The 11,279-nt window shown below is 61.2% G+C and carries 8 protein-coding genes; 7 read left to right on the top strand and 1 reads right to left on the bottom strand.

Features of this window, described 5'->3' with window-relative positions:
• Positions 1-117: 117 nt before the first annotated feature.
• From mreD to tldD, 6 genes are all read left to right on the top strand, one after another.
• The gene (gene mreD, locus ACCD00_RS28620; RefSeq protein WP_413428594.1) at positions 118-609 is read left to right on the top strand and encodes a rod shape-determining protein MreD; all 492 of its coding nucleotides are present in this window, start codon (positions 118-120) and stop codon (positions 607-609) included.
• A 32-nt stretch (positions 610-641) separates the two neighbouring features.
• Positions 642-1,250 carry a Maf family protein gene (locus ACCD00_RS28615; RefSeq protein WP_413428593.1) on the top strand — a complete coding sequence of 203 codons (609 nt, stop codon included), beginning with the start codon at positions 642-644 and terminating at the stop codon, positions 1,248-1,250.
• Between the two features lie 45 nt (positions 1,251-1,295).
• Positions 1,296-2,753: a ribonuclease G gene (gene rng / locus ACCD00_RS28610; RefSeq protein WP_007970246.1), complete on the top strand. Its 1,458-nt coding sequence runs from the start codon at positions 1,296-1,298 to the stop codon at positions 2,751-2,753.
• 75 nt (positions 2,754-2,828) lie between these two features.
• Positions 2,829-6,632, top strand: a complete 3,804-nt coding sequence (locus ACCD00_RS28605; RefSeq protein WP_413428592.1) for a YhdP family protein — start codon at positions 2,829-2,831, stop codon at positions 6,630-6,632.
• 182 nt (positions 6,633-6,814) lie between these two features.
• Complete coding sequence (locus ACCD00_RS28600) at positions 6,815-7,669, top strand: carbon-nitrogen hydrolase family protein (RefSeq protein WP_413428591.1); 855 nt, start codon at positions 6,815-6,817, stop codon at positions 7,667-7,669.
• Positions 7,670-7,681: 12 nt separating this feature from the next.
• Entirely contained in the window at positions 7,682-9,124 is a 1,443-nt protein-coding gene (gene tldD, locus ACCD00_RS28595; RefSeq protein WP_111280901.1) for a metalloprotease TldD, read from the top strand.
• A 60-nt stretch (positions 9,125-9,184) separates the two neighbouring features.
• Here tldD and yjgA read toward each other — a convergent pair whose 3' ends face one another.
• Positions 9,185-9,709 carry a ribosome biogenesis factor YjgA gene (gene yjgA / locus ACCD00_RS28590; protein ID WP_008018722.1) on the bottom strand — a complete coding sequence of 175 codons (525 nt, stop codon included), beginning with the start codon at positions 9,707-9,709 and terminating at the stop codon, positions 9,185-9,187.
• A gap of 108 nt (positions 9,710-9,817) precedes the next feature.
• Between yjgA and pmbA the strand changes: the two genes are divergently transcribed.
• Positions 9,818-11,164: a metalloprotease PmbA gene (pmbA, locus tag ACCD00_RS28585; RefSeq protein ID WP_413428590.1), complete on the top strand. Its 1,347-nt coding sequence runs from the start codon at positions 9,818-9,820 to the stop codon at positions 11,162-11,164.
• The last annotated feature ends 115 nt before the right edge of the window (positions 11,165-11,279 follow it).

The raw sequence follows: 11,279 nt of genomic DNA, 5'->3' as shown, positions 1-11,279 counted from the left end.
AGCCACCACGCCAGCCAAGCCTGCGGCCACGCATCCTGCGGCGACTAAACCCGCTGCCGCGAAGCCTGCCGCCAAACCGCCAGTCGCCGCGCCGGCCACTCCAGTGGGGAGAGAATAATGGGCGGTGTAAAAGCATCCCGAAACGGCTGGATAGTCTGGCTGACGTTCGCCGTCGGGCTGCTGCTGAGCGTTTCGCCCCTGCCGCAATTCATGGAAATCCTGCGCCCGCTGTGGCTGGCCTTGCTGCTGGCATTCTGGGCGTTGAACATGCCGCAGACAGTCGGGATGGTAACGGCGTTTTGCCTGGGACTGGCTGAAGACGTGCTCTACGGCACCTTGTTGGGCCAGAACGCATTGATCCTGACGCTCATCACCTACCTCGTACTGGCGCTGCAACAACGCCTGCGGATGTTCCCGATGTGGCAGCAGAGCCTGGTGATCCTGGTGATCTTCGGCCTCGCCCAACTTGTACAGCTATGGCTCAGTGCCTTGACCGGCAATCGTCAGCCGACGCTGGCGCTGGTGCTGCCGGCACTGGTCAGTGCATTGCTCTGGCCCTGGATCAGTTTCGGTTTGCGCGGATTGCGTCGACGCTACAAAATCAATTGATTCGGTCTGGCATTAGACAGGGAGAGGTCTTGATGAAACGGTTGTACCTCGCCTCTGGTTCGCCGCGTCGACGTGAACTGCTCACGCAGATCGGCGTTCCATTCTCCGCCGTCAGTGCGGACATCGATGAAACCCCTTTACCACAAGAATCCCCTTCGGCCTACGTCGAGCGCCTGGCGCGCGGCAAAGCCGAAGCAGGGCGCAGCGCTGTCGTGTCCGATGGCCCGTTCTGTGTGCTCGGAGCCGATACCGCCGTGGTGCTCGACGGAAAGATTCTCGGCAAACCGGTTGATCAAGCGGATGCGTGCACCATGTTGATGATGTTGTCAGGGTGTGAGCATGAGGTCCTGACCGCGATTGCCGTGCTCGATGGCGAACGTTGCGAGTCCCGGGTTGTCACCAGTCGGGTGCGCTTTCGTGATATCAGTCGTGAAGAAGCCGCCGCCTATTGGGCCAGCAGCGAACCAAGGGACAAGGCGGGCGGTTATGGTATTCAAGGACTGGGTGCGGTGTTTGTCGCCGGGCTCAATGGAAGTTATTCAGCGGTGGTCGGACTACCGCTTTGCGAAACCGCGGAACTGCTCGGCCATTTCGGCATACCCTGTTGGCAAGCCCGGAACGCAGACCAAGCAACGTTCTGAACAGATGCGGCCATTATCGTGAACATGCCTGAACGAGACCCTGCCATGAGTGAAGAGATCCTGATCAACATCACGCCGATGGAGTCGCGCGTGGCGGTGGTCGAAAACGGTGTCCTGCAAGAGGTCCACGTCGAGCGTACGCAAAAGCGCGGGATCGTCGGCAACATCTATAAAGGCAAAGTCGTGCGGGTATTGCCGGGGATGCAGGCGGCATTCGTCGATATCGGCCTCGATCGTGCCGCGTTCATTCATGCGTCGGAAATTTCCCTGCGCGAAGGCCCAGCGGTCGAGAGCATCAGTGCCCTGGTGCACGAAGGCCAGAGCCTGGTGGTGCAAGTGACCAAGGACCCGATCGGTTCCAAGGGCGCACGCCTGACCACTCAGTTGTCGATCCCTTCGCGTTACCTGGTGTACATGCCACGCACCGCACATGTCGGCATTTCCCTGAAGATCGAAGACGAAGCCGAGCGCGAACGCCTCAAGCAAGTGGTCACTGATTGCGTGGCCAAGGAAGGTATCAAGGAGGCCGGCGGTTTCATCCTGCGCACGGCAGCCGAAGGCGCAGGCGCCGATGAAATCCTCATGGACATCCGCTACCTGCGCAGGCTCTGGGATCAGATCAGCGCCCAGATCAAGACCATCAGTGCGCCCAGCGTTATCTACGAAGACCTCGGATTGGCGCTGCGCACCCTGCGTGATCTGGTGAGCCCGAAAATCGAGAAGATCCGCATCGACTCCCGGGAAACCTTCCAGAAAACCACGCAATTCGTCGCCGAATTGATGCCCGAGATTGCCGACCGTCTGGAGCATTACCCGGGCGAGCGGCCGATTTTCGACCTGTATGGCGTCGAAGACGAAATCCAGAAGGCGCTCGAGCGCAAGGTCCCGCTCAAGTCCGGCGGTTATCTGGTGGTCGATCCGGCGGAAGCCATGAGCACCATCGACGTCAACACCGGGGCGTTCGTCGGCCATCGCAACCTCGAAGAAACCATCTTCAAGACCAACCTCGAAGCCGCGACGGCCATCGCCCGTCAATTGCGCCTGCGTAACCTCGGCGGAATCATCATCATCGACTTCATCGACATGGAAGATGAAGAACACCAGCGCCAGGTGTTGCGCACGCTCGAAAAGCAACTGGAACGCGATCACGCCAAGACCAACATCATCGGTATCACCGAACTGGGCCTGGTGCAGATGACCCGCAAGCGGACCCGCGAAAGCCTTGAGCAAGTGTTGTGCGAGCCGTGCAACGCCTGTCAGGGACGCGGCAAGCTCAAGACCCCGGAAACCGTTTGCTACGAAATCTTCCGCGAAATCCTGCGTGAGGCTCGCGCCTATCAGGCGGAAGGCTATCGTGTATTGGCGAACCAGAAAGTGGTGGACCGCCTGCTCGACGAAGAGTCGGGCAACGTCGCCGAGCTGGAAGGGTTTATCGGGCGCACCATCCGCTTCCAGGTCGAAACCATGTATTCCCAGGAACAATACGACGTGGTGCTGCTCTGAAGCGTATCGTTTTGATTGTTCAAGAATGGCTGGCCTCAGCTTTTTGCAAATTTTTTGCCATGGGGGCCATCTGACATGGACCGTCTGACACGCATTTTGGCCGCACTGACCCGCTGGGGTCTGGGCCTGTGCGCGTTGGTTTTGGTGTTGATGGCGCTCTACGTCAGCCTTGGCCGGGAGCTGACGCCGTTAGTCGCCGAGTACCGTGCCGACATCGAAAGCAAAGCCAGCGATACCTTGGGCATGCCATTGCAGATCGGCGAGCTCGAAGGCAGCTGGAGTGGATTCGCTCCCATATTGATGGCGCACGATGTGACGGTCGGCGAGGGCGCCAATGCCTTGCACCTGGATCAGGTGCGTGCGGTGCCGGACCTTTGGGCCAGCCTGCTGGCCCGTCAGGTACGCATCGCTCATCTGGAACTCAGCGGCCTGAAGATCAGCGTCAAGGAGGGCAACGACGGTCAATGGGCGCTGGAAGGATTGCCGGTGCAGCAGGACCAGCCAACTGATCCGGAACAACTGCTCGATCGCATGCAGATGATCCAGCAACTGTCGGTGCTGGACAGCCAGGTAACGTTGCAGCCATTTGCCCAGTCGCCGCTGACTCTGACTTACGTCGGCGTGAATCTGAAAACAGGTGCTACCCGGCAGCGACTCGACGCCCGCCTGACCCTGCCCGACGGCCAGCCGGTGGCCATGAGTCTGCGCACCCGCATTCGTGCCAGCCAATGGAAGGACGGTGAAGCCGAGGCCTACCTGAGCCTGCCGCAAAGCGACTGGTCGAAGTGGTTGCCCGAGCGAGTGACCCAGGAGTGGAGTTTTTCCGAGATCAAGGCCGGTGGCGAGCTTTGGCTGACCTGGGGCAAAGGCACCCTGCAAAGCGCAGCAGTGCGCTTGAACGCGCCACAACTCAAGGGCGCCTACGCCGAGCGCAAGCCGATCCAGATCAATAACCTGGCGCTCAATGGTTACTTCCAGCGCAGCGCCGAAGGCGTGTCAGTGACTCTGGATTCCCTGGCGATGAACCTCGGCGAGACCCGCTGGGAAACGCATTTGCAGCTCAAGCAAAGCGCCGCCACTAATACAACCGAAGAGCTCTGGCACCTGCAAGCCGACCGGGTCGATCTCACTCCGCTTACGCCGTTGCTCAACGCCCTGGCGCCGTTGCCGGAAGGTTTTGCCAAGGTCGTCGAGCGGCTGAAAGTCACGGGTGGATTGCGTAACGTGCTGGTCGACTTGCGCCCGAATGCCACCGACGACAGCAAGTTCGGGTTTGCCGCCAACCTCGACCAGGTAGGCTTCGATGCCTATCACGGTGCGCCGGCGGCCCGAAATGTCAGCGGCAGCATCAGCGGTGACCTGGGACACGGCGAACTGCGCATGGACAGCAAGGATTTCATGCTGCACCTGGACCCGATTTTCGCCAAGCCTTGGCAGTACATTCAGGCCAATGCGCGGCTGACCTGGAAACTCGATAAAGAAGGTTTCACCCTGATCGCGCCGTACCTGAAAGTGCTGGGCGAGGAGGGCAAGATCGCTGGCGACTTCCTGATTCGCCTGCATTTCGATCACACCCAGGAAGATTACATGGACCTGCGGGTCGGCCTGGTGGACGGTGACGGTCGCTACACCGCCAAGTACTTGCCGGCGGTTCTCAGCCCGGCGCTGGATGAATGGCTGCGCACCGCGATTCTCAAAGGCGCGGTGGATCAAGGCTTCTTCCAGTATCAAGGCTCGCTCAGTCACGGTGCCGCAGACGTGGATCGCAGCATCAGCCTGTACTTCAAGGTTCACGATGCCGAACTGGCCTTCCAGCCGGGCTGGCCCCATGTCGGCAAGGTCAGCGGCGACGTGTTCGTCGAAGACAGCGGTGTGCGGATTCTGGCCAGCAAGGGCCAATTGCTCGACACCCAGGTCAACGATGTTTACGTCAACATTCCCCATGTGCCTGCCGGGCAGAACGTTCATCTGTTCCTCGAAGGCGGATTTGCCGGCGGTTTGGGCGATGGCCTGAAAATCCTCCAGGAAGCGCCGATCGGCACCGGGGCAACCTTTGCCGGCTGGGAAGGCGAGGGAGACCTGCAAGGCAAGTTGAACCTGGACATTCCACTGGCAAAAGGCGAGGAGCCGAAGATCCTCGTCGATTTCAAGACCGCCAAGGCACGTTTGAAACTGGCCGAGCCTGTACTGGAACTGACCCAGCTCAAAGGTGACTTCCGTTTCGACAGTGCCAAAGGCCTGAGCGGGCAGAACATCAGCGCAAGGGCATTCGACAAGCCGGTTACCGCACAGATTTTTGCTGATGGCAGCCCGGGTAAACTCAATACCCGGGTGACCGCGTCGGGCCAGGTCGAGGTCAAGAAACTGACCGATTGGCTGAAGGTGGCCCAGCCTCTGCCGGCGAGTGGCGTGATCCCTTATCAACTGCAACTGACCTTGAACGGCGCCGACAGCCAGTTGCTGGTCAATTCCAGCCTCAAGGGCGTGGCTGTCGACTTGCCTGCGCCGTTCGGCATCACCGCCGATACCGGGCGCGACACGAAGTTCCGTATGACCTTGCAGGGCGACGAACGGCGCTATTGGGTCAACTACGGGGATCTGGCGAGCTTCACGTTCGCGGCCTCGGCCAGCAATTTCGCTGACGGTCGCGGGGAATTGTCCCTCGGTGGCGGCGAGGCGGTATTGCCTGACACCAAAGGCCTGCGGGTACGAGGCGTGCTGTCGGAGCTGGACGTTGGCCCGTGGAAGGACCTGGTGGATAAATACGCCGGACAGGACCCTGGCGGCAGCGCCAGGCAATTGCTCAGCGGTGCGGACTTCAAGGTGGGCAAGCTCAGCGGTATCGGCACCACGCTCGATCAGGCCTCGATCCAGCTGACGCGCAAGGCTTCCGCCTGGGCGCTGCAACTCGACAGCCAGCAGATCAAGGGCAACGCCAACCTGCCCGATACGAACGCGGTGCCGATCACGATCAATCTGCAAACCGTGCGCCTGCCCGCACCGGACCCGGCCGTGCTGGCCGATGAAAACTCACCGGATCCGCTGGCGTCGGTAGACCCGACGAAAATCCCCGCGATGGACATCACCATCAATCAGTTATTCCAGGGCCAGGATCTGGTGGGCGGCTGGTCGCTGAAAATTCGCCCGACGGCCAACGGCATCGTGTTCAACTCGCTGGACCTGGGCCTCAAGGGCATTCTGTTGGTGGGCAGCGGTGGCTGGGAAGGCGTGCCCGGCGCCAGCTCAAGCTGGTACAAGGGACGCATCAGCGGCAAGAACCTCGCCGATGTGCTGAAGAACTGGGGGTATGCACCGAGCGTCACCAGCAAGGACTTTTATATGGATGTCGATGGCCGCTGGCCCGGATCGCCGGCCTGGGTAGCGACCAAGCGTTTCTCCGGTTCGCTCGATGCGACGCTCAATCAGGGCCAGTTCGTCGAGGTTGAAGGCAGTGCCCAGGCGCTGCGGGTATTTGGTTTACTCAACTTCAACTCCATCGGCCGGCGCCTGCGCCTGGACTTCTCCGACCTGTTCGGCAAAGGCCTGAGTTATGACCGGGTCAAGGGGCTGCTGGTTGGGACGAACGGAGTGTATGTCACCCGTGAGCCGATCCGGCTGACGGGGCCGTCCAGCACGATCGAACTCGACGGCACCCTGAACATGGTGGCCGATCAGATCGATGCGAAACTGTTGGTGACCTTGCCGGTGACCAATAACCTGCCGATCGCCGCACTGATCGTCGGTGCACCGGCGGTCGGTGGGGCGCTGTTCCTGATCGACAAGCTGATCGGTGACCGGGTCGCCCGTTTCGCCAGTGTGAAATACACCGTCAACGGGCCGTGGAAAGAACCGAAAATCACCTTCGACAAGCCTTTTTGAAAAGCCATCCTTCGGGCCTATGGAGTAGCATGACCATTGCGGCTCGCCCCTTGTAGGAGCGAGCTCGCTCGCGATGGACGTGAACGATGACGTGGGCCGCCTGAAAACACGCGTCGCATTCAAACTCATCGCGAGCAAGCTCGCTCCTACAGGACTGTGTTGATTTCAATAAGGAAAAGGTCATGTCTGTCGCGGTGATTCAAATGGTCAGCCAGAGCGATGTGCTGGCCAATCTGGCCCAGGCCCGTCGGCTACTTGAACAAGCGGCTGCTGGCGGTGCGAAACTGGCGGTATTGCCGGAAAACTTCGCCGCTATGGGCCGGCGCGACATTGCCGACATCGGGCGCGCCGAAGCACTGGGCGAAGGCCCGATCCTGCCCTGGTTGAAACAGACCGCACGCGACCTCAAGTTATGGATAGTGGCCGGCACATTGCCGTTGCCGCCGGTGGATCAACCGACGGCCAAAGTGCATGCCTGTTCGTTGCTGGTCGACGACCAGGGCGAAACGGTGGCGCGCTACGACAAGCTGCACCTGTTCGACGTCGATGTGGCGGACAATCGTGGCCGTTATCGTGAATCCGATGACTATGCTTATGGCAGCGGGGTGGTCGTGGCGGACACACCGGTCGGCCGGGTCGGACTGACGGTTTGTTATGACTTGCGCTTCCCGGAGCTCTACAGCGAATTGCGTGCTGCCGGAGCGGAATTGATTACCGCGCCGTCGGCCTTTACCGCCGTGACCGGCGCTGCGCACTGGGACGTGCTGATTCGCGCGCGAGCCATCGAAACCCAGTGTTATGTGCTCGCGGCAGCCCAAGGTGGGACGCATCCGGGGCCGCGGGAAACTTGGGGGCATGCGGCAATAATCGACCCATGGGGTCGTGTGCTGGCACAACAGGATCAAGGCGAGGCCGTGCTGCTGGCCGAACGCGACAGTAGCGAACAGGCGTCCATCCGGGCGCGGATGCCGGTGTCCAGTCACCGGCGCTTTTTCTCGCAGGGCGCCCAGCGACCTGCATCAGAACGACGAATTTAAGGCGTAAAGCATATGAGCGAGTTGTTGTCCTCAGTCAGTGAACACCTGTTGGCGCCCGGTGGCGTCACGATCGAGAGCCTGCAAGGCGTGCTTGGCGATCTGGCCGGGCCGGGCATCGATGCGGCCGACCTGTATTTCCAGGGACAGATCTCCGAGTCCTGGGCGCTGGAAGACGGCATCGTCAAGGAGGGCAGCTTCAACCTTGACCAAGGTGTGGGCGTGCGCGCGCAATCGGGTGAAAAAACCGGTTTTGCCTACAGCAATGCCATCACTCTTGAAGCCCTGGGCGCTGCGGCGCGTGCCGCCCGTTCGATTTCCCGGGCCGGGCAACACGGCACGGTACAGGCATTCACCAGCCAGGACGTCGCGCAGTTGTATGCGCCGGACAATCCCCTGGAAGTGCTGACCCGTGCCGAGAAAGTCGATTTGCTCAAGCGAGTCGACGCCGCGACCCGCGCCCTCGACCCACGCATCCAGCAAGTCACCGTGAGCATGGCCGGTGTCTGGGAGCGGATTCTGGTGGCTTCCACCGACGGCGGTCTGGCGGCGGATGTGCGGCCGTTGGTGCGTTTCAATGTCAGCGTGATCGTCGAGCAGAACGGTCGCCGCGAGCGCGGCGGTCATGGCGGTGGCGGTCGGACCGATTACCGTTATTTCCTCGGCGAAGACCGCGCCATGGGCTATGCCCGTGAAGCGTTGCGCCAGGCGCTGGTCAACCTTGAAGCCATTCCGGCACCGGCCGGAACCTTGCCGGTGGTGCTCGGTTCCGGCTGGTCGGGTGTGCTGCTGCATGAAGCCGTCGGTCATGGCCTGGAGGGCGACTTCAACCGCAAGGGCAGCTCGGCTTATAGCGGGCGCATGGGCGAGATGGTTGCGTCGAAGCTGTGCACCATTGTCGATGACGGCACCCTGGCCGGTCGTCGCGGCTCGTTGAGCGTCGATGACGAGGGCACGCCGACCGAATGCACCACGCTGATCGAAAACGGCGTACTCAAGGGCTACATGCAGGACAAGCTCAATGCCCGCCTGATGGGTGTGGCTCGCACCGGTAACGGCCGTCGCGAATCCTACGCGCACCTGCCGATGCCGCGCATGACCAATACCTACATGCTCGCCGGTGAAAGCGACCCGGAGGAAATCATCGCCTCGGTGAAACGCGGCATCTACTGCGCCAACCTGGGTGGCGGTCAGGTGGACATCACCAGCGGCAAGTTCGTGTTTTCCACCAGCGAGGCGTACCTGATCGAGGACGGCAAGATCACTGCACCGGTCAAAGGTGCGACGTTGATCGGCAACGGGCCGGAAGCCATGAGCAAGGTGTCGATGGTCGGTAATGATCTGGCGCTGGACAGCGGCGTGGGCACGTGCGGCAAGGATGGGCAGTCGGTGCCGGTGGGTGTCGGCCAGCCAACGCTGAAGATTGATGCGATCACCGTGGGTGGCACGGGCGCGTAAGCGGTTTTTGAAACAGTGAAGCTTCGGGTGAGTTGCAGGGCAACTCACCCGATCAGGGATTCAACGCAGACCGCGTTGAGTCTCGTCCAGCTCACGGATGTACTTGAAGATTTTACGGCTGGAAGCAGGAGGCTTGTTTTGCGCAACCTCATGCTGGGCCTGACGGATCATGGAACGCAGTTGCTGGCGATCGGCGTCAGGGTAGTCGACGACGAACTTTTCCAGAACGGCATCGTCACCGGCAATCAGGCGATCTCGCCAGCGCTCCAGGTTATGGAAACGCTCGTTGTACTGGCGAGTGGAGGCATCGAGTTGATCGAGCAAGACCAGAATGGCGTCAGTGTCCTGATCGCGCATCAGCTTGCCGATGAACTGAAGGTGCCGTTTACGCGCGATGTTCGCGGTGTGCTTGGGTGCATCGGCCAAGGCCCGGCGCAAGGCGTCGGTCAAGGGCAGCTTTGCAACCAAGTCAGGCTTGAGTGTTGTAAGGCGCTCGCCAAGGTCAACCAGAGCATGCAGCTCGCGTTTGACCTGGGATTTGCTTTTTTCTCCCGTATCGAGGGAGTCGTCGTAAGAATCAACCATGGTGGCAGTCCGCTAAGAAACGCCGCCATGATAACCAGTCGGGGGCCGCTTGTCCGGCCCGGTCGCTCGATGACCGTTACCGAAAGCAGAATTTGAGTGGAGAACAGCATGAGTGCAGTTGAAAGCGTCGGCCCACAAGCGTTGCCGGCACTGCAGGAACAAGTCGAGCAGATCATCGCTGAAGCCAGGCGCCAGGGGGCCAGTGCCTGTGAAGTGGCGGTGTCGCTTGAGCAGGGTTTGTCGACTACGGTGCGCCAGCGTGAAGTCGAAACGGTCGAATTCAACCGCGATCAGGGATTTGGCATCACCTTGTATGTCGGCCAGCGCAAAGGCTCGGCCAGCACTTCGGCCAGCGGTCCGGAAGCGATTCGCGAAACGGTTGCCGCTGCACTGGCCATCGCCAAACACACTTCGGAAGACGAAGCCTCGGGCCTTGCGGATGCCGCGCTGATGGCGCGGGATATTCAGGATTTCGACTTGTTCCACCAATGGGACATTACTCCGGAACAAGCCATCGAACAGGCCCTGGCCTGCGAAGCCGCGGCGTTTGCCGCCGACAGCCGGATCAAGAACGCCGACGGCACCACCCTCAGCACCCATCAGGGCTGCCGCGTCTACGGCAACAGCCATGGGTTTATCGGCGGTTACGCGTCCACTCGCCACAGCCTGAGCTGCGTGATGATCGCTGAAGCCGACGGCCAGATGCAGCGTGATTACTGGTACGACGTGAACCGACAGGGCAATTTGCTCGCCGACCCGGTCAGCATCGGCCAGCGCGCTGCGCAACGGGCGGCGAGCCGTCTGGGCGCGCGTCCGGTGCCGACTTGCGAGGTGCCGGTGCTGTTTTCCGCAGAATTGGCCGGGGGGCTGTTCGGCAGTTTCCTGTCGGCGATTTCCGGCGGCAGCCTGTATCGCAAGTCTTCGTTCCTCGAGGGCACTCTCGGTCAGAAGCTGTTTCCGGAGTGGCTGACCATCGACGAGCGTCCGCACCTGATGCGGGCATTGGGTAGTGCTGCGTTCGATGGCGATGGCCTGGCAACCTACGCCAAGCCGTTCGTCGAAAAAGGCGAATTGGTGTCCTACATCCTCGGCACCTACTCCGGCCGCAAGCTCGGCATGCCGAGTACGGCCAACGCTGGCGGCGTGCACAACCTGTTCGTCACCCACGGCGATGAAGACCAGGCGGCCTTGCTGCGGCGTATGGGGCGCGGGCTGTTGGTCACTGAGTTGATGGGCCAGGGGCTGAACATGGTCACCGGTGATTATTCCCGGGGCGCGGCGGGTTACTGGGTCGAGAACGGCGAAATCCAGTTCGCGGTCCAGGAAGTGACCATCGCCGGCAACATGCGCGACATGTTCAAACAGATCGTCGCGATCGGTAATGATCTCGAACTTCGCAGCAACATCCGCACCGGTTCGGTGCTGATCGAGCGGATGACGGTGGCGGGCAGCTAACCCTTCCTGTGACACAAAAAGGCGGGGGGCCCCCGGGGGGGGGGGGGGGGGTGGTGTTTGGGTTGGGGGGGGGGGGGGGGGCGACGAGAAAACCAGGCGGGGGGGGGGGGTGGGG

The organism is Pseudomonas sp. Pseusp3 (genome assembly GCF_047304225.1).
GTDB classification, from domain to species: Bacteria; Pseudomonadota; Gammaproteobacteria; order Pseudomonadales; family Pseudomonadaceae; genus Aquipseudomonas; species Aquipseudomonas fluorescens_CD.
The sequence above is the reverse complement of the archived record's forward strand: the minus strand, read 5'-3'. Positions and strand labels throughout refer to the sequence as shown.